The following is an 18954-nucleotide window of genomic DNA, read 5'->3' as shown; positions in this document are numbered from 1 at the left end:
TCCCAATAAGTGGGAGCACCTAAATTGTAATATAGAGCGTCTTACTAACAAAAAAGACCAGTAATATATGCCTCAGATTCTTGTCGAAGACTTGAAAAAGACTTTTTTTGTGTCTGAACGTTCCTCTGGGTTTTTCGGTTCAATCCGAGGACTTGTGCAGCGAAAAAAAAGAGTTGTCCATGCTTTGAAAGGAGTTTCATTTTCCCTTGAACAGGGAGAACTTGTAGGATACATCGGCCCAAATGGAGCGGGGAAATCGACTACTATTAAAATTTTAAGTGGTATTTTAGTACCATCGAGCGGAAAATGTATAGTTGGCGGGCGAACTCCGTGGAAAGATAGAATCCGTCATGTTGCCCGTATTGGAGTAGTGTTTGGCCAGCGATCGCAACTTTGGTGGGATCTACCAGTGATTGAGTCTTTCGATTTGCTGCGGGATATTTATCGCGTTTCCGATTCAGAATATCAAAAGACACGCCAAGAAATGATTGATTTGCTTGGTCTTGAGAGTTTTCTCTTTACGCCTGTCAGACAGTTAAGCCTTGGTCAAAGGATGCGATGTGATTTTGCAGCAGCAATGTTACACAGACCGGAAATTCTGTTTTTGGATGAACCGACTATCGGTCTTGATGCGGTTTCAAAGCTTGCAGTCAGAAAATTTATCAAAACACTGAATAAAACTCATCAAGTAACTACTATCTTGACTACCCATGATATGGATGATATCGAGGCATTGTGCGATCGCATCATTATTATTGGTGGCGGTGAGATTCTCTGTGATGGAACTTTGGCAATGTTGCGTTCTCAAGTTTCCTCGCGTCGGTACTTAAGAATAGACCTCATAAATGATGATTTCTTCTTTGAAGAACAAGGAGTTAGTATCGTCTTTAAAGAAGGTCGTACAGTAACTCTGTCCTTCGATCCCACAAAGCTTTCTGCTGCATCTTTAATTAGTCAAGTTACCTCTAAAAACGAAGTTGCGGATCTTTTTGTAGAAAATCCACCGATTGAGGAAATAGTTGCTGAACTTTATGCAAAATCAGGAGGAGTTTTATATTAATTAGTCATTAGTCATTAGTCATTAGTCATTAGTTATTAGTTATTGGTATGTTAATCAAGGATTAAGCTGATTTAAATACTTAATTCTGAATTTTGACTGCTGAATTCTCCTGCTTATTTGCTATTAGTTATGAAAGCATATTGGTCACTATTTATTGCGAGATTTGCGCTGTTGTTGCAATATCGTACAGCTGCCTTGGCTGGGGTTGCAACTCAGTTTTTTTGGGGGTTTGTAAAAGTGATGGTTCTAGAGGCATTTTTCACTCATACAACCTCTAGTCAACCGATGACGCTTCAGGAAGCTGTGGGATATGTATGGCTGGGACAAGCATTTTTGATGGCGGTTGCTCCTTGGTCAGGCGATCGCGAGATTCAGGATTTGATCCGATCCGGTGCAGTCGGCTACGATCTGCTGCGACCCACAGACCTTTATAATTTTTGGTTTACTCGTGCTTTGGCGCTTCGCACAGCACCCGTTATCCTTCGTGCTATTCCTCTTCTTTCTCTAACAATTTTTATTTTTCCGTTAATAGGGTTTTCGGAGCGATCGCTTTCTTTTCCACCCTCATTTGCAGCTTTCGTTGCCTTTTCTCTGTCCTTTATTGCTGCAATTGTGCTTTCGTCTGCATTAACTATGCTTCTTACTGTATCAATGATGTGGACACTTTCTGGTGAAGGAATTAATAGTATCCTACCCACTTTGATTATTATTTTTTCTGGCATGATCGTTCCTTTGCCACTTTTTCCTGAGTGGATTAAGCCTTTGCTAAATGCACTTCCTTTCTCAGGACTTATCGACCACCCTTTTCGACTTTTTACTGGGAATCTTCCACCAAATGAGCTATTTAATGTATTGTTGCATCAAACTTTCTGGATATTTATCATAGTTATCCTTGGGCGTTTCCTTGTAAATGGTGGTGTGAAAAAACTGGTGATTCAAGGAGGATGATAAAATTTTATATTTTGGACTAAATTATTAAAAACTCAACTTTAAATTTTTTGATTATAATCCTAATATAAAAATTTCACAGCAAGGAAAAATCTAAAAAATTATATATCTTGCAAAAGTCTTTCTTTGCTTTCTCTTCTCTGCGCTTCTGTGCCTCTGGGTGAGAAAAAATATTTATCCAAAATTCTATTGAATATTAATAGATATTTCAGTTTATATTTTTCATCAAAAATTAATATGTATTTAAATGATTTTTTTCTCTACCTTCGATACATCTCCGTATCTTTAAAATCGCAAATGCAATACAAAGTGTCCTTCTTGCTTCAAGTTGTAGGGCAGCTTTTAGGAACTGGGGTGGAATTTTTTGGAATCTGGGCACTTTTTAGCCGTTTTAATAGTATTGGTACGTGGACTCTGAGTGAAGTTGCGCTCTTTTATGCAATGGTTAATATTTCTTTTGCCTGTGCTGATGCTTTAGGACGAGGGTTTGATTCATTTGGAAGAATAATTAAGAACGGTGATTTTGACCGTTTACTGCTTCGTCCACGTACCACAGTACTTCAACTTTTAGGCACAGAGTTTACCTTGAAAAGAATCGGAAGATTTTCTCAGGGAATTGTTGTTATGTGGTGGTCGCTTTCAACTCTCCACATTCCTTTAAATGTGAAAACATTGTGGCTTTTGTGCAGTTCGTTTATTGGGGCGATCGCACTTTTTTTAGGTATCGTTATTGTGCAAGCAACTATAACATTTTGGACTATTGAATCTTTGGAAATTATGAATATCCTTACTTATGGAGGAGTGGAAACTGCTCAATACCCTTTTTCAATTTATAGCAAGTGGTTTCAAAGATTTTTCACTTACTTCATACCGCTTGCTTGTGTAAGTTATTTTCCTCTGCTTGCAGTTCTGGAAAAACAAGATACATTTTTAGTCCCTTTGTGGTTTTGTTACGTCTCTCCAATGGCAGGCATTTTATTTTTGATAATTGCGCTTCAATTTTGGAAATTAGGGGAGCGATACTACTGTTCAACTGGTAGCTAATAGTGCTGCGCCTCTAGGTAACAATAATTTTATTAATTTTATTTTGACTTCCAAAATAACCTCTTACCCTAATGTCAACACTCTTGCTAGAAAATCTGCCACTAATCGTTTTATCTCTAACCAACGTACACCCAAGAGAATATCTTGCAGTTCATCTCCTCCCAATGCTGGAATAATGAACTCTTCCTCACCTAAAAGCATAGTTCCCTGATAGAGGTTAAACTGCGCTAATCCCCTCGCCGTCTGCATATCGTCTCTCTGAGCCTCGCGCAACCATCCCAAACTCAGAGCATCTTGATTATCAATTGCTAACCAATCAGTAAAGCCTGTATCTAGTAGTGCTTGAACTGGGATCATATCACCATCAGCAGCAATCAAACTAATTTCAAAAATTAACTCGCCTTTACTGTTAAATTCGCCGAAAATCATATTCTACCGCAGGCTCCAGTCACATTGATTCGCATCATGAGACGCATTTTGTCAGAATATTTTTCACGAGCCTTTTGTCTAGCAACATCTTCATTCGGATTTATAAAATAGTCTCCACTATCAGGCTCAATAACTATGAACCAGTCGTAGTGTTCCTTGATTAATTCTGGTTGAACTCTATCAAATACTACTCGACAACGCTGATAAAATAATTCATCTTTAGCCTTGCGTCGTGCTTTTTCTTCAGGTGATAGTTGACGTTCTGGAAAAACTCTTCCTCGACGCGGCGTGTGATTAGAAGATAGTTGTGTCATTTTGTTTACCATCTACTAAATAGTAGCGGTTGAGTTTTTATATATTGATTATATCTGAGGCGATCGCCTTTCAATTTTCAGAAAACAACACACCAAAAAATAAAAGCGATCGCTCTTTGAAAATAAAGAGCGATCGCTTTAATTCATAATGCCAAATATTACTTAAGCAGCAACAGGTTCCAACAATTTGATATCAGAGAAAATAAATTCCTGAATCGATACTTGTCCATCTATTTGGGTATGAATTTCGCGGCGATTTAAGATGAAATAATCACCAACTTTTTCGTACTCATCAGTAAATTCGCTTCTACCGCCCTTTTGTTCACCAGTTTTAGGATCGTGGTAGACAGAATCATAGGTGTGAGACAAGTAACCTTCGCCAGTATCATGACTGCTAAAGGTGTCAATTGTGACATAAGTACCGTGAATGAGACGGTGAACATGGCACACTTCATTATTGCGGACTTTGTATTTATCGCCCTCAGCCTTACCACCCATTAAAAGCTCAACTGCACCAGTTTCGTCAGTCTTACCATAGCTAAAGGTATTGGCGCTGTGGGTATCTTCAAAGCTGCGACGGACGCGGTGAATTGCGATTTCCCATGCTTGGCCGTGAATTGCTTGCTTTGCTGACTCGTCATCTACGTCTAAAACTTCGGCTTTGAGATTGGGGCTGATAACTACTTTGCCTGTGAAGACCTTATCATCATGCTTAAAGGTAATATTTGCGGTATAACCGGGGAAATTTTTGTCCCAAGTATAGCGGTTCTCATAAGCAGCCCGGAAAAGTTCCTGAGCAGAGAGTTGTGTAACTGTCATGTGCTTCTCCTAGTCGCTACTGTAATTAGCGTTTTAGTATTCTTGGTATTAGCATAGAAGTAATTGTTGAGGCTTGGATAGTCCCCAACTGGGTACACTTATGGTTAATTCTCTTCACGCCGTATTTCATGCGATCGCTAACGTCCAAAACGAGCAAGAATTCAGGCTAGCTCTGACGGACAAAATTAGCGACCATTTTGGCGTGCAAAATTGGGGTATCTATCTCCTAGATGAACAACCAACCGCTGAGATTGATGTTCCGGGCATTCCGGCAGTATGCCTAGAGAGCAATCCAGTGGGACGTTACGTAGTTGAGCGTCACGCTCCGGCTCACGAGCAATTATTATTATCTCCAGGAGACTGGAAGCATTTTTGCTCCCGCCATGACCACGAACACGTCATGACTGGGCCAATTGTTTGCGATGGTCGTCTGATCGGAACCCTTAACCTAGCTCGCGATAAGGGAAATCCCCCTTTTAATGGCAATGATTTAGCTGATTTGAGCGCTTTATGCATTCATTTGTCAGCCAAAATGGCAACTCTACGCGCCCAACCAAAAATATCCAATTCTCTGTTAGTAAGTCCTCTAACAACCCGTGAATTAGAAATTGCTGAATTGGTAGCGCAGGGATTAACGAATGCAGAAATTGGGGAAAGACTCTGGATTACCCAAAATTCTGTCAAGCAAGCCCTCAAGAGAATGTTTCGTAAATTGAAGGTTTCAGCGCGTGCAGAAATGGTCGCAAAACTGCAAGATATACAAGTTTCATCAAGGATAATTTTATGAGTCGCCCGCGCATTTTGCAAACTGGTACAAGCTATAGATTTAGCAAATACTGTGAATTGCCTGATGCGCCAGCCGACATTCTTGGAGAATTTGATTGTCGATATGTTTGATTCAAACAGGATATCAAGACAGGGATAATATCGATGCTGTCTCCTTTGTTTGTGTAAGAGACGCCTCAATTAGCTTCTCCCCGAACTTTTTCACCTGTGCAACTAAAGCCTCTCCAGCATTTTCTGGTGAACCGCAATTAAAAGGTGGCGCAGGGTTGTACTCTAGCAGCAATTGAATTAACTTAGCTGTTTGTTCACCACACAGATGAGCAGCAACTACCAAGCCAAAATCAATCCCAGCAGTCACACCACCACCTGTAATGCGATCGCGATCGACTACTACTCTCTGAGTTCCCACCTCAACCCCCAACATTGCTAACTGGTCACGAAACGCCCAATGGCAAGCAGCGCGGTAACCCTGCAATAATCCAGCCGCCGCTAGAATCAAAGAACCAGTACAAACAGAAGTAACATATTTTGCTGTTTTCTCCTGTAGCCTCAGAAATTCCAACACCTCTGTATCCCGCATCATTTCTACTTGTCCCACAGCACCCCCAGGTACGCACAAAACATCCAGTAATGGGCAGTTTTCAAAGGTAGTTGTAGGTAATATCGTCATTCCCTCGCTACTGGTGACTGGCTGTAAAGTTTTCCACAATAGATGAACACAAGTTTCAGGCATCATAGCGAATACTTGATGCGGCCCGGTGATATCAAGTTGAGTCATCCCAGGATAAATCAGTAGGCCAATGTGATATTTAGCTTGATTTGTCACGATTAACTTCTTTGAATGAGTGTTATGGAATATCGTAAAAGTGACAATCAAATCTGCCCAGTCCTCGAAAGAGTACAGTTTCATTTCAATGGCTAATTCTCTTCATACATTATTTCAAGCTTTAGCTGCTTCTCGCGATCGGCGCGAACTCAGATCGCGGTTTATGGATGGAGTTGGCGAACATTTTGGCGTTCAACGTTGGGGAATTTATCTACTGGATGAATTGCGAACGCATTATATTGCAGTAGATGTCCACGGTATGCCCAATATTGATACCTTTGTAGAACTATATGAAAAAGTCGGTCGGGCTGTCGATCCCATAATGCAATATGTAGTCGAACACCATGCCCCAGCACATGAACAAATGGTGTTACCTCCAGAAGGTTGGAAGCAATGCGAACTTTATCAAAATTGTTGTGGTTATTATGACCACGAACATATTATGACTGGCCCAATAATCGGCGGTGGTAGTCTCATCGGTGCAGTTCATTTTGCCCGTGTGGGTGACACACCAGCATTTAATCATCAAGATATTTCTGATTTAAGCGCTGTTTGCACACATCTGTCAGCCTGTCTCGCAACCTTCGAGATGCGACAAACAAGAATAAATTCTTCAATAGCAAATCGTTTAACTGTGCGTGAAACTCAAATTGCCGAACTAGTAGCACAAGGGTTAACAAATGCCGAAATTGGTAAAACTTTATGGATTCAAGAAAATTCTGTCAAACAAGCTTTAAAAAGAATGTTTAGCAAATTGGAAGTTACAAATCGTGCCGAGATGGTCGCACAATTGCGAGATATTTTAAATTAAAAAATGTTAAATATTTGGCAATATCTTAAGACTCATTTATTGAATAGGATAATAGCACGGTAATTGGCTGCGATCGCACAGATATTTAATTGATAATAATTGTTGCGGTAGAAAAATAAAGAAAGCTACAAAAATTTTTCTTTGTCGAACTTGAAAAAAGTCCGTCAGACTGTTGTTCTAGTATTGCGGTACGCACATCAGGAAAGGCAAAGTTTCCTTTGTCTATTTTAATTACTCAAATTCACCTAAAAACTTCGCAAGTAATTTTATATAATTATTTCAAGCAGTATTTCTACTAGTGTAAAATATAAAGCATAAATTAATACATACTCGAAATCTAACATTTAAAATGACTAAAAGCTTAATTAATGAACAGCAGCAGCGATTACAGCAATCGCAGCAAACACTTCTGGCTGAGTGGGAACTCCGAAGTGAAAAATTAAAGCGGTTGCGAACAGCTCGGGCTATTGAGGCAGATACCGCAGTAGAATTTAAATTAGGAATACAGATTCAAAATGAAGAGGCCAAACTAAATGAGATTAATTGTCAGTTAAGTGATATTGAAGCACAATTACAATTGCTTTCTCATACAAAAATAATCCCATATAGTACACCGCAAAGCAAAGCACATCAAACTTTTGAAGTCTTATCAAGCACTGAAGCTATAGAAGTTTTTGTATATCACTCTAAACAAGATGAAAAACTCCGAAATAATCTAGAAAAATCTCTCCATAATATGGAAATCCAAGGCGATATTAAGCTTTGGTATCAAAAGAAAATAAGAGCAGGAAAAGATATTAATTTTGAAATTAATAAACAACTGAATTCATCTCATATAATTCTCCTGCTTATTAGTCCAAATTTTATGGTGGATTACCACCAATCTGAGGTTAAAAAGGCAATCGAGAAATGCCATGCACAAGAAACTAATGTCATTCCTATTCTACTCATTCCTGTTGCAAGTTGGCAAAGTATAAAATTGGGAAATTCTCGGCTTGGCAACCTCCAGTATTTACCCAAGAATGGCAAATTTGTAACTGACAGTAGATTTTGGAAAAATCAGAATGAAGCATTCGTTCAGATTGCTGAAGAATTTGCAGAAACAGTCCAGCAAATAGCAGACGAAACAGATTAAAGACAGTTATTCAAAATCTTCACATAAAAACTACGTAAATCGGAATTTATGTCTTTCTTGCTGACATCTACCAAAACTATAAAACTTTTTTTTGTCCACTCGAACTCTCCCAAAGATAAAAAATTATGGAGAGACTTAGAACCGCACCTTAGCAGTTTGAAACTACTAGGAGTAGGTATAAACTGGCATAGAAGTCAAACGCTGGCTGGAAGAGACTGGAAACAGGAAAGTTACCAACACCTGAATACATGTGAAGTGATTGTACTCCTGGTTAGTCCAGACTTTTTGGCAGCAGACGATTGTAAGAATATGACGAGGCGGGCGATGGAACGGTACAACGCTGGAAAAGCCTCTGTAATCCCTGTTAAACTCCGCCCAATTGATAACTGGCAAGCTACACCATTCGGGCATCTACAGTGTTTACCTGACAATGGTGAACCTATAACTAGTAAGTTTTGGCGAAGGCAAGATGATGCATTTGTAAATATTGTTGAAAAAATTAGGGAAGAAGTCGAGAAAATACAACAAGAACAGCGAGAACTACAACTGATTCGAGAGCAACAAAAATCTGAAATTTTTGCATCTATCAACCGTTTCATTTCCAACCATTTTTTAAACAGAATTATTTTAGGTATAAATGTACGGATTATCTCAGTTGGTATTGCTGCTAGTATTATTGGAGTTGCAGTCTTATTAAGATTTTGTAGTTATTCGCCAGAGATACCAATCAATAATTTATTAACTCAGGGACAAGATAAGCTTGATAGACGAGATTATCAAGGAGCGTCTGAAGATTACACCCAGGTTATTCAAATTGCGCCTAAAAATGCTGTGGCATATATACAACGTGGTCATGCTCAATATTATATACAAAAATACCAGGCAGCAATTGACGACTACAACACAGCTATTCGGCTTTCTCCTGACTCAGCCGATACCTATGAAGCTCTTGGTTTTGTTTATGATAAAAACTTACGCAATCAACAACAAGCAATTAAAAATTATCAGAAGGCAGCGACTCTATACGAAAAACAAGGAGTAAAAGATAGAGTCAAAAGAATGCGTTCTAGGCTCAAGAGGCTTCAGCAGAACCCGCCCCGATTTGCCAATTAAATATATCTGAACTGTACTAAATTTAATAATGAGTAAAAATAACAATTAACTTCGATTTATCACAATATCGGTAATGCGATCGCCTTCGATTAATTTTTCAATAAACTTCATCATGAGTGCGAATATCAATATGGCTTATTCATCAGAAGTGTTTGTAATTTTTGATGATTTTATTTTATCTATTAAATCAAACGAAACCCAAACTTAAGTTGATTGCGACTGAATCATCCACACCAAAATACCTAAAATTTGCTCTACTGGCGGAATTAAATATTCAGTTAAATCAATAGTTACAGTCCTGTCCTCTAACTTGAGGAACGTCCACAGGTTGCCACTACTAACACTACCGTAAATAGTAGCAATAGTTTTTTCGTTTTTGCTATTAAACTTTTGAGCAGCTATCATTTCTGCAATACACTGCCCCAAACCACCTTTGAGATTTTCCTTTTTGGCTTCTACAATCACCACTGCTGGGGCTTCAATAAATAACTGTTCTGGTGAAAGACTAATTAGAAAATCACAAAATCCCGCAAGTCCAATTTCTGGTTCAACATTAAATTCTTCTCCCGAGAAAAAACTGATTTGTCTGTTGAGAATTTTTCGGACTTCAAACAATATTGGGCTAATAATCAATTCCGATCTCGCTTTTTCAGAACCCATTGCAATTGCTAACTGAATACTTTCTGCTAAAAATTCAGCCAACAAAGGGCTAGGTGAAATTGGTTCTATAGGCGGCAAAAATCGTCCGCCTTCCACAAGGGTAAGGTTAAAGTCTTTTTTTACTTTTCTCAGAGAAAACTCTCTATAAGACATCAACTCTCTCTCATTAAATCCCCTCTCTCTTTGCGATATAGCTAGCAAATAGGGGGTCATATCTCTCATATCAGAATTGCTCATCGTTGCAAGTTTGCTGTAGGGGCGAACAACCGTTCGCCCCTACCCAATATTTTGAACCACTCAGGGCTGATACCCCTGATTCGCCAACAGCATCCTTTGAGAGAGGGGTTTGGGGTCAGGTTACGCCGGATAAATCCTGAGTCGGCGATTTGGTTCTTCGCCAAAGCTGTGGGACTTGAGTCGATAGTGTTCTACCAACTCATGTTGCATTTTCCGGACTTGGGGAGAACGGGGCAACAACTCCACTGGCTGTCCTTTGGGAATCACAATTTGCTCTACAGCAAGTCTAGCTTCTTCCAAGGCGTCCATTTCGTCATCGCTACCACTGTGCAACAACAGTTGCAGTTCTCGGTCGTCGGCCATTTCGGGGTCGTCCATGTTCAGCAACCGCCGCAAGCCACGGGTAATTTGCGGGATGGTGCTGGATTTAATCATGTGGATAGGCACATGGCGGGCTTTGGCCATTTGGCGTAATTTGGCGTGGTTTTTGACGTGCGATCGCAGTGCTAATATTGCATCAGCACTATCTATGTCTTTTGTCAATACCACGGGTAAAGTTAGCACGCTGATTACCTGTTCGAGTTGGTGGCGGCTAACGCCATAGGGGTAAACGTGCAATGGCAAATCTTCGCCATTTGGGCCCGGCTGTCTGGTAGCATCCAAATCAATGCTCTCAGAATAATTGAAGGATTCATCCAGCAAGCGGTCAAACTCACTACGTCCAGTTACCCGCTCTACAGGCAACGCTGGCAGTGCTACCATTTGTCCAGATGAACGCCAGCCGTTCGACTGTCGCCCGGAAGAGAAAGATTCTTCTCCTGTCGCTAGATGCCCACCGCGACCGTTAACCACAGCTAACTGCCGTGTAATGGCGACTTTGCCCTGGTCATCAACGGTTCTCGTTTGTGGGCTAGGCTGACGCCCGCGCAACAGATTATCTACCGTGTCAGCAACGCTTTCGTGTACAACCCAGCGCTGCCGTTCCAACATTTCCACAGCAATCTCGAAGGTCGGAGGTGCTTTGCGTTCCAAAACAGTCTTTTGAGAACCTCGGCGTCTAGCTTCGTCGTCTCCCAGAGTCACAGCTTGGATACCCCCAACTAAATCAGCCAGGGTGGGGTTTTTGATCAGGTTTTCAATCTGATTACCGTGGGCAGTACCTACCAACTGTACACCCCGTTCAGCAATGGTACGAGCTGCTAAAGCTTCCAGTTCCGTGCCAATTTCATCAATGACGATGACTTCTGGCATATGGTTTTCCACTGCTTCAATCATCACCTGATGCTGTTGATCTGGATGAGCCACTTGCATCCGCCGAGCGCGACCAATGGCGGGGTGAGCAACATCACCATCCCCGGCAATTTCATTGGACGTGTCAATAATCACAACTCGTTTCAGCAGATCATCCGCTAAAACACGGGCAATTTCTCGTAAGGCAGTAGTTTTGCCCACGCCTGGACGCCCCAGCATGAGAATCGATTTACCAGTTTCTACCAAATCGCGGATCATACCGATGGTTCCGAACACCGCCCGGCCGACGCGACACGTCAACCCAATAATCTTACCAGTCCGGTTGCGGATAGCACTGATCCGATGCAAAGTTTGCTCAATTCCTGCCCGATTATCTCCGCCAAAAATTCCAACTCGTTGAATGCAATCATCTATCTGTTCTTGAGTAACGGGTGTTTCGCTCAGATACTCGGCTTGATTAGGAAAGCGAGCCTCTGGGCGACGACCCAAATCCAAGACCACTTCAACTAAACTATCTCGTTTGGGATGACTCTCTAGTACTTGTCGCAGGTCTTGGGGCAAAATGTCTAATAACTTTTGGAGATCGTCTGTAATCGTCATGCTTTCTATGGTGACGTTTTGAGAGATAGCGAGGACATTTGCGTGCAGGAGAACCCGGTGTGGGAATTTGTCCAGAACGAGTAATTAATACTCCTGCTGTGACTTGATCTGGGAAACGAGAGAATGGGCTAGCTCTACAGCTTGCCAAAGTAATTCCTCATCTTCTTCTAGATGAACTGTAGTTTTAAAATTTGTGTTACTCACCTCCTTATTCTCTAATTGTTCAAGAATCGGTGACAGCAGTACACGGGCGTAGCTACCGTAGGCAATCCCAGCGATGGATGACGCGGAGACTGGGAGACGCGGGGACGCGGTGAAAGAATTCTCCGTGTCCCCGCGTCCCCGCGTCCCCGTGTCCTCTTCCTCTACCTCTTTAAGCAGTGCCATTGCCTTTAACTTAGCAACGGTATAGCTATTTGTGCCGCCTGCTAACTGCACATATCCTGGTAACTTAGCTGCCAAAACTTTTTGCCCTAATTTCACCGCTGCTAAGGTGGTGCCATCACCGATGTCACCGCTCATGGGGCGACCGTCGGTTTGCCAAATTAAAGCACTTTTGAGTGGGGTAATCAGGTTATACAGCGCTTTTAGGTAGTCAGTCATCCCCTCGCCATCGGGACAACTGATAGCTACTAGCTTAAGTCGATCTACCCACGGTAAAATTGCTTGCCACAATTGCTCAAATTCTGCCAACCGCCCAACTTTTGTATGGATTTCTACGGCATCTACTCCCGTTGACATTACCAATGGCGCGATCGCTCCCGGCGTTGACATATATGAACTTGTATAAATTATATCATATGGACAAACTGGTATACAACGACCACAGCCATAGCATTTTTGAGCTATTACTCCCGAAAATTCTTCTTTTATACTGTTAAACACGATTGCTTGTGCCGGACAAATCCTTTCACAGGGTCTAGGGCAGTCTGTAGGGCACTGAGTATAATTAAATTCTGCTTTACGAAAATGGGGGTCTTCTCCATCGTTCAGGCTGACCATTAAAAAAGGTGAATTGCCTTTGTAGTCAAAGCCTCGCTCCTGGGCATCCCTAGCCAAATCCTTGGCTACTTGTAGCGCTGCTTGCGCTGCTGCAATCACCGCCGGATCAGCTGCGACATCTATGCAGTCAGCGCCCGCCAAAGTGTAGGCTAACGTTAAACTTCTGACTGCCGGCAGATGCTGGTAACTGGCTCCGCAGATGAGCTTGAACCAGTGACCTTGTTTGAGGGATTGTAAAGGGGCGAACAGATCAGTCACATTTCTATTATGCGTTTATGCGACTAAAAATAGTAGTGTGTAATCAATAAAAAGTCCGGATTTCCTGATTTGGGGCATTGGGAGGTGTGGGAAGCTTTTTTCTAATCTCCCCACACTCCCCACTCCCTACTCCCCATATTTCAAGAAAGGTCACCATGACAGCCGATTCAACAACTGTATTCTTTGTGGAAGACTCTGCCCAAGACAGAGCTTTATATCGACGCTTGTTAGAGCAAGACGATCGCCACACCTACAATATTTACGAATTTGAGTCTGGGGAGGAGGCGCTGCACAGTTGTCAAGCTACAACACCGGATGTGGTTTTGTTGGACTATCAATTGCCGGATTTAGATGGGCTGGAATTTCTCACTGAGCTACAAAGGCAAACCCAAGGTAGCCAAATTTCAGTAATTATGCTGACTGGACAGGGTGATGAAGCGATCGCAGTCCAAGCCATCAAGAATGGAGCGCATGATTATTTGGTAAAGGGAAAATTGACTCGTGACAGTTTGTGCCGAGCAATTCATGGAGCAATCAAGCAAATGCAGCTCATGCAGCAGCTACAACAGCAGCAGGAACAACAACGCCTAGTTGGAGCGATCGCTCTGCGTATCCGCCAATCTTTCAAACTTCAAGACATCCTTGCTACTAGTGTTCAAGAAGTTCGCCAGTTACTCAAGACCGATCGGGTACTAGTATATAAAATAACACCTCAAATCAAGGACAGAGTTGTAGCGGAGTCGGTATTACCTGAATGGACACCAAGTTTAGGACTTGAGATTGAAGGCAGTTGTTTTCAGGAAAACCAGAGGGAAGAATACCGTCAAGGAAAAATCTGGAGAAGCACGAACATCTATGAAGCGGGCTTAAGTGACTGCCATATTCAATTATTAGAACAATTTCAGGTAAAGGCGAATTTAGTTGTCCCGATTGTGCTAGAGAGCCAAGGAACTCCAGATCTGGAACTTTGGGGGCTATTTATTGTGCATCAATGTTCTGCCCCCCGACAATGGCAGACATTTGAAGTGGAATTGCTCAAACAATTGACAGTGCAACTAGCGATCGCCATCCAACAAGCCCAACTTTACGACAATCTACAAACCCTGAACACTCAGTTGGAAGCTAAAGTACAGGAACGCACTGCTGCACTACAAGAAAGCGATCGCCGATTCCGTGCTATCTTCAACAACAGTTTCCAATTCACAGGTTTATTGACACCAAATGGCATTCTTTTGGAAGCAAACCAGACTGCGCTCAGTTTTGGCGGACTGAAACTAGAGGATATCATCAATCGCCCTTTTTGGGAAGCACACTGGTGGACAATTTCACCACAAACCCAAGAACAATTAAAACAAGCGATCGCCCGTGCAGCCCAAGGGGAGTTTATCCGTTATGAAGTTGATGTGATTGGGGCAAATAACCGAGTCGCAACAATCGATTTTTCGCTGCGTCCCCTGCAAAACGAAATCGGTCAAGTGGTTTTGTTGATTCCGGAAGGGCGAGATATCACTGAACGCAAACAAACAGAACTTGCTTTGCATGAGCGTGAAGTGATGTTGTACTTGATTGGAGATAATCTGCCCAATGGCGCAGTTTATCGGGTGATCCGGGAATTGGATGGCAGCGATCGCTTTTCCTACCTGAGTGGGGGAATTGAAAGACTGATGGAAGTCAAGGTAGAAGATGCACTCAGAGATTCATCTTTGCTTTATCGCCAGTTTATTCCAGAGGATATCCCCCGTCTACAGGCAGCCGTTGACGAGTCGATGCGTCATTTGTCTGTGTTTGATATTCAGCTGCGAATCCAAACTCCCAGGGGTCAACTCAAATGGTTGCATTTTCGTTCTACACCACGCAAGTTACAGGATGGGCGTGTGGCTTGGGATGGATTGGTGGTAGATGTCACCGACCTCAAGCGCACTGAAGAAACCTTGCGCCAAAGTGAAGAACGTTGGCAATTAGCGATCGCTGGTACTAATGAGGCGATTTGGGATTGGGACATCTCTACTAATCAAACCTTCCGGTCTGATCGTTGGTTCGCAATTTTGGGATATGAACCCAACGAAATAAGCAATTACGATGATGAGTGGGGTAGTCGCATCCACTCGGATGATTATACCAGAGTCATGGCTGCACAAGCAGCTTATCTGCTGCGGCAAGTTCCAGATTATAACGTCGAGTATCGTCTGCGGTGTAAGGACGGCAGCTATCGCTGGGTGCGATCGCGAGCCAAAGCTATTTGGAATCACCAAGGAAATCCAGTGCGATTAGTGGGTTCACTTGGGGACATTAGCGATGTCTACGACGAGCTTCGCTTACGCAAACTTGCCGAGGATAAACTCCGAGAAAGTGAAGCCCAGCTAGCCACTACTCAACAAATCGCCCATGTAGGCAGTTGGGAATGGGACTTAGAAAAGAAAAAGCGCTCCTGGTCAAAGGAAACTTTTCGCATTTTTGGTCTAAACCCAAGTCAAAGAGAACCAAACCAAGCAGAATTTCTCCAGATGGTTCACGCGGAGGATCGCGAACTGTTCCAGACTAATTTTGAACGAGCGATCGCCCAAAAAACCCCTTTCAATATTGAGTATCGAATTGTCCGACCCGATGGCTCAATCCGCTACCTTGAGGCTAAAGCAGAGATAGCTTACAATCCCCAAGGACAGGCAGTTAAGCTGTTGGGATCTATTCTAGATATTACAGAACGCAAACAAACCGAGTTAGAAATCATCCGTAACCGAGACTTGCTAGAAGCTGTTTATAACGAATCCGCTGATGCGCTTTTTTTGGTGGATAAAGAAACATTACTAACCACTGACTGTAATGAGCAAGCAGTAAAGCTATTTGCAGCCTCTAGCAAAGCTGAACTCATTAACATTGCAGGTCACACTTTGCAAAAACAACAGTTTACCCCTGATGAATTAGACTCCATAACCGCAGAAGTTAACGAGCAAGGGTTTTGGAGTCGAGAAATTGAGTATGTTACCAAGCAGGGGAATTGCTTTTGGGGAAACATCGCAGCAAAACAAATCACAGTTGCTGGCAATGTCATGAGCCTAGTACGAGTCACGGATATTACTGCCCGCAAACAAGTCGAAATAGCCCTCAGAGAAAGTGAGGAACGGCTACAATTAGCACTTGAAGCTTCTGGAGATGGTTTATGGGACTGGAATATTCTGACTGGAGAGGTATATTACAGCCCTCGGTATTTAGAAATGCTCGGATACGCCTTCGATGAACTTCCGCAAAATTTGAGTACTTGGAAGCGATTAGTTCATCCAGAGGATCGGGCTTGGGTAGAGGAAATTATGGCAGCCCACCTCAAGGACAGTTCAGTACCTTACAAATTTGACTATCGGCTCCTAACTAAATCCGGTGAATACAAATGGGTTGCCGACTATGGCAAAGTTGTCATGCGGGATCAACAAGGTAACCCTTTGCGGATGACTGGTACTCATCGGGATATCAGCGATGTCTATGACGAGCTGCACTTACGCAAGCAAACTGAAGCAGCTTTAGCCAGAAGTGAAGAACAATTGAGACTAACCTTGGAATTTAACAACATCGGTCTCTGGGATTGGAATGTTAAAACAGGAGAAGTTATCTGGAACGACAACCATTTTCGCTTGCTGGGGTTGGAACCAGAAACATCAACAGCCAAGTATCGGCTATGGCGCAATTCTATGCATCCAGAGGATATTGACCGAGTTGAACAGGCTTTATTCAAAGCCCTAGCAGAGCATACTAATTATGAAGCTGAATATCGAGTAATTTACCCCGATGCTAGTATTCATTGGCTCACTGGTAAAGGGCGCGGCGTTTACAATGAAGCAGGCGAAGCTGTACGGATGTTGGGCGTGATAATTAATATCAGCGAACATAAGCAAGCAGAGGCAGCTCTGCGAGAAAGTGAAGCCCGATTCCAGGCATTTATGAACAATAGTCCGGTACTAGCTTGGATTACCGATACAGACGGGCGTGTACTTTACTTAAATCAAACATACTTACGCACATTTAAATTACGACCTCAAGAGGCGATCGGGCAATCTATTTTTGATCTTTACCCAGCTGAAATTGCTCAGCAGCATTTTAATCACATTCGCACAGTAACACAGACAAATCAGGTACTTGAGGTAATCGAAGTTGCTCCCCGACCAGACGGCACCCTTGGAGAGTTCTTAGTATATAAGTTCCCAATTCTGGGATTGTCTGCACAAAAGCTAGTAGGTAGGGTGGCAATTGACATCACAGAACGTAAAATTCTGGAGCGAGAACTGGCTCATCAGCAACAGTTATTAGATGCTTTTATCAGCAGCGCACCCGTTGGTTTAACCATTCTCGATCGCCATTTGCATTTTACATTGGTGAATCAAGCATTAGCACAAATGAATGGTATCCCCGCAGCAGCGCATATTGGCAAGACTGTGTGGGAAATTATCCCTGATTTGGCACGAAAGCTTGAACCAATCTTTCAACATGTTTTAACAATGGGTGAACCGATTCTGGATTTGGAAATCGGTGGCGAAACTCCAAAACACCCCGGTGTCAACCGGACGTGGTTAGTTTCCTGCTTTCCAATTCCTTTTCAGGCTGAGCAACCCATCGGTATCGGCTTTGTAATTGTGGAAATCAGCGATCGCAAACGTGCCCAACAGATGTTAGAACTGCAAGCAGTAATTACCCGCAATATGGCTGAGGGAATTTGCTTAATTAGAGCTAGTGATGCGATTCTTGTCTACACCAATCCGAAATTTGAGCAAATGTTTGGCTATGATCCTGGTGAATTAGTCGGTCAGCATGTATCACTTGTCAACTACGGCGATGAAAACAATACACCTGAAGATGTTAACCAGGCAATTAGAGCTGCTGTTTTCCAACACGGTGAAGCTACTTATGAAGTTCATAATGTTAAGAAAGATGGCACCCCTTTCTGGTGTAGTGCCACTACTTCCGTGTTTGAGCATCCGGAGTATGGAAGCGTCCTTGTAGCTGTCCAACAAGATATCACTGAGCATAAGCAAGCCGAGGAAAAAATCAAAGCTTCTCTCAAAGAAAAGGAGGTATTACTTAAAGAAATTCATCATCGTGTGAAGAACAATTTAGGAATTGTCAGCAGTTTGCTGCAAATGCAATGCAGACGTACACAAGATCCTCAGGTAGCTGCAATTCTGCGCGATAGCCAAAACCGCATCGCCTCTATTGCCCTAGTTCATGAAAAATTGTACCGTTCCGAAGATCTCGCTGATATTGATTTCGCTCAATACATCCCAGATTTAACAACTCATTTATTTGATTCTTATAACGTCAGTTCCAGTCAAATTCAACTGAAGATTCAAGTCGATAATGCTAGCCTCGATATCGAAACCGCCATTCCTTGCGGCTTGATTATCAATGAACTAGTCTCCAATGCTTTGAAATACGCTTTTGTTGATAATCGTCAAGGGGAAATTGAGGTTAAGTTTTATCAAGAACTAGAGTCTACTTTGATACTGATTATTCGAGATAATGGTATTGGTTTACCTGAAAATTTTGATAGTAAGAAAGCCAAAACTCTGGGCATAACCCTTGTCCAGGGTTTAGTCAAGCAGTTGAGAGGAAAGCTCGAAATTGACTGTCACCAGGGAACACAATTCAAGATTTCTTTTACAAACACCGGGGCATAGA

The 18954-nt window shown here is 42.4% G+C and carries 15 protein-coding genes; 8 read left to right on the top strand and 7 right to left on the bottom strand.

The window, feature by feature from the left end:
- Positions 1–67: 67 nt before the first annotated feature.
- From ACM0OY_RS14600 to ACM0OY_RS14590, 3 genes are all read left to right on the top strand, one after another.
- Positions 68–1060 carry an ABC transporter ATP-binding protein gene (locus ACM0OY_RS14600; RefSeq protein ID WP_414569559.1) on the top strand — a complete coding sequence of 331 codons (993 nt, stop codon included), beginning with the start codon at positions 68–70 and terminating at the stop codon, positions 1058–1060.
- Positions 1061–1189: 129 nt separating this feature from the next.
- Positions 1190–2008, top strand: a complete 819-nt coding sequence (locus ACM0OY_RS14595; RefSeq protein WP_414569558.1) for an ABC transporter permease — start codon at positions 1190–1192, stop codon at positions 2006–2008.
- 189 nt (positions 2009–2197) lie between these two features.
- Complete coding sequence (locus tag ACM0OY_RS14590; protein ID WP_414569557.1) at positions 2198–3052, top strand: ABC transporter permease; 855 nt, start codon at positions 2198–2200, stop codon at positions 3050–3052.
- Between the two features lie 63 nt (positions 3053–3115).
- Here the strand turns inward: ACM0OY_RS14590 and ACM0OY_RS14585 are convergent, their stop codons facing one another.
- From ACM0OY_RS14585 to ACM0OY_RS14575, 3 genes are all read right to left on the bottom strand, one after another.
- On the bottom strand, positions 3116–3481 hold the full coding sequence (locus tag ACM0OY_RS14585) for an aspartyl protease (protein ID WP_414569556.1): 366 nt from the start codon (positions 3479–3481) through the stop codon (positions 3116–3118).
- Complete coding sequence (locus ACM0OY_RS14580; RefSeq protein WP_414569555.1) at positions 3478–3795, bottom strand: hypothetical protein; 318 nt, start codon at positions 3793–3795, stop codon at positions 3478–3480. Before ACM0OY_RS14580 ends, ACM0OY_RS14585 begins: the two co-directional genes overlap by 4 nt.
- A 162-nt stretch (positions 3796–3957) precedes the next feature.
- A complete protein-coding gene (locus ACM0OY_RS14575; protein ID WP_414569554.1) occupies positions 3958–4614 on the bottom strand; it encodes a DUF3386 domain-containing protein in 657 nt (218 codons plus the stop codon).
- A 100-nt stretch (positions 4615–4714) separates the two neighbouring features.
- On the opposite strand from ACM0OY_RS14575, the gene ACM0OY_RS14570 reads away from it, so the two are divergent.
- Positions 4715–5401, top strand: coding sequence for a LuxR C-terminal-related transcriptional regulator (locus tag ACM0OY_RS14570; protein ID WP_414569553.1), 687 nt, complete (start codon positions 4715–4717; stop codon positions 5399–5401).
- Between the two features lie 123 nt (positions 5402–5524).
- Here ACM0OY_RS14570 and ACM0OY_RS14565 read toward each other — a convergent pair whose 3' ends face one another.
- Positions 5525–6226 carry a DJ-1/PfpI family protein gene (locus ACM0OY_RS14565; RefSeq protein WP_414569552.1) on the bottom strand — a complete coding sequence of 234 codons (702 nt, stop codon included), beginning with the start codon at positions 6224–6226 and terminating at the stop codon, positions 5525–5527.
- 88 nt (positions 6227–6314) lie between these two features.
- Between ACM0OY_RS14565 and ACM0OY_RS14560 the strand changes: the two genes are divergently transcribed.
- The 3 genes from ACM0OY_RS14560 to ACM0OY_RS14550 all read left to right on the top strand — a co-directional run bounded on the left by ACM0OY_RS14560 (position 6315) and on the right by ACM0OY_RS14550 (position 9285).
- On the top strand, positions 6315–7037 hold the full coding sequence (locus tag ACM0OY_RS14560) for a LuxR C-terminal-related transcriptional regulator (protein WP_414569551.1): 723 nt from the start codon (positions 6315–6317) through the stop codon (positions 7035–7037).
- A 349-nt stretch (positions 7038–7386) separates the two neighbouring features.
- Complete coding sequence (locus tag ACM0OY_RS14555) at positions 7387–8172, top strand: toll/interleukin-1 receptor domain-containing protein (protein WP_414569550.1); 786 nt, start codon at positions 7387–7389, stop codon at positions 8170–8172.
- Positions 8173–8220: 48 nt separating this feature from the next.
- Positions 8221–9285, top strand: a complete 1065-nt coding sequence (locus ACM0OY_RS14550; RefSeq protein ID WP_414569549.1) for a tetratricopeptide repeat protein — start codon at positions 8221–8223, stop codon at positions 9283–9285.
- 204 nt (positions 9286–9489) lie between these two features.
- Here ACM0OY_RS14550 and ACM0OY_RS14545 read toward each other — a convergent pair whose 3' ends face one another.
- From ACM0OY_RS14545 to ldpA, 3 genes are all read right to left on the bottom strand, one after another.
- Positions 9490–10098 carry a hypothetical protein gene (locus ACM0OY_RS14545; protein WP_414569548.1) on the bottom strand — a complete coding sequence of 203 codons (609 nt, stop codon included), beginning with the start codon at positions 10096–10098 and terminating at the stop codon, positions 9490–9492.
- Positions 10099–10302: 204 nt separating this feature from the next.
- Positions 10303–12033 (bottom strand): R3H domain-containing nucleic acid-binding protein, encoded by a 1731-nt coding sequence (locus ACM0OY_RS14540; RefSeq protein ID WP_414569547.1) that lies wholly within the window; start codon positions 12031–12033, stop codon positions 10303–10305.
- An 84-nt stretch (positions 12034–12117) separates the two neighbouring features.
- Positions 12118–13293 carry a circadian clock protein LdpA gene (ldpA, locus tag ACM0OY_RS14535; protein ID WP_414569546.1) on the bottom strand — a complete coding sequence of 392 codons (1176 nt, stop codon included), beginning with the start codon at positions 13291–13293 and terminating at the stop codon, positions 12118–12120.
- A 155-nt stretch (positions 13294–13448) separates the two neighbouring features.
- On the opposite strand from ldpA, the gene ACM0OY_RS14530 reads away from it, so the two are divergent.
- Positions 13449–18953, top strand: a complete 5505-nt coding sequence (locus ACM0OY_RS14530) for a PAS domain S-box protein (RefSeq protein ID WP_414569545.1) — start codon at positions 13449–13451, stop codon at positions 18951–18953.
- Position 18954 lies beyond the last annotated feature (1 nt).

Source organism: Nostoc sp. CCY 9925 (genome assembly GCF_963920935.1).
Lineage (GTDB): Bacteria > Cyanobacteriota > Cyanobacteriia > Cyanobacteriales > Nostocaceae > Nostoc.
The sequence above is the reverse complement of the archived record's forward strand: the minus strand, read 5'-3'. Positions and strand labels throughout refer to the sequence as shown.

Coding starts and splice junctions, on each gene's coding strand:
- ACM0OY_RS14600 (WP_414569559.1), top strand. CDS start 68: ATGCCTCAGATTCTTGTCGAAGACTTGAAAAAGACTTTTTTTGTGTCT.
- ACM0OY_RS14595 (WP_414569558.1), top strand. CDS start 1,190: ATGAAAGCATATTGGTCACTATTTATTGCGAGATTTGCGCTGTTGTTG.
- ACM0OY_RS14585 (WP_414569556.1), bottom strand. CDS start 3,481: ATGATTTTCGGCGAATTTAACAGTAAAGGCGAGTTAATTTTTGAAATT.
- ACM0OY_RS14580 (WP_414569555.1), bottom strand. CDS start 3,795: ATGACACAACTATCTTCTAATCACACGCCGCGTCGAGGAAGAGTTTTT.
- ACM0OY_RS14575 (WP_414569554.1), bottom strand. CDS start 4,614: ATGACAGTTACACAACTCTCTGCTCAGGAACTTTTCCGGGCTGCTTAT.
- ACM0OY_RS14570 (WP_414569553.1), top strand. CDS start 4,715: ATGGTTAATTCTCTTCACGCCGTATTTCATGCGATCGCTAACGTCCAA.
- ACM0OY_RS14560 (WP_414569551.1), top strand. CDS start 6,315: ATGGCTAATTCTCTTCATACATTATTTCAAGCTTTAGCTGCTTCTCGC.
- ACM0OY_RS14555 (WP_414569550.1), top strand. CDS start 7,387: ATGACTAAAAGCTTAATTAATGAACAGCAGCAGCGATTACAGCAATCG.
- ACM0OY_RS14550 (WP_414569549.1), top strand. CDS start 8,221: ATGTCTTTCTTGCTGACATCTACCAAAACTATAAAACTTTTTTTTGTC.
- ACM0OY_RS14545 (WP_414569548.1), bottom strand. CDS start 10,098: ATGTCTTATAGAGAGTTTTCTCTGAGAAAAGTAAAAAAAGACTTTAAC.
- ACM0OY_RS14540 (WP_414569547.1), bottom strand. CDS start 12,033: ATGACGATTACAGACGATCTCCAAAAGTTATTAGACATTTTGCCCCAA.
- ACM0OY_RS14530 (WP_414569545.1), top strand. CDS start 13,449: ATGACAGCCGATTCAACAACTGTATTCTTTGTGGAAGACTCTGCCCAA.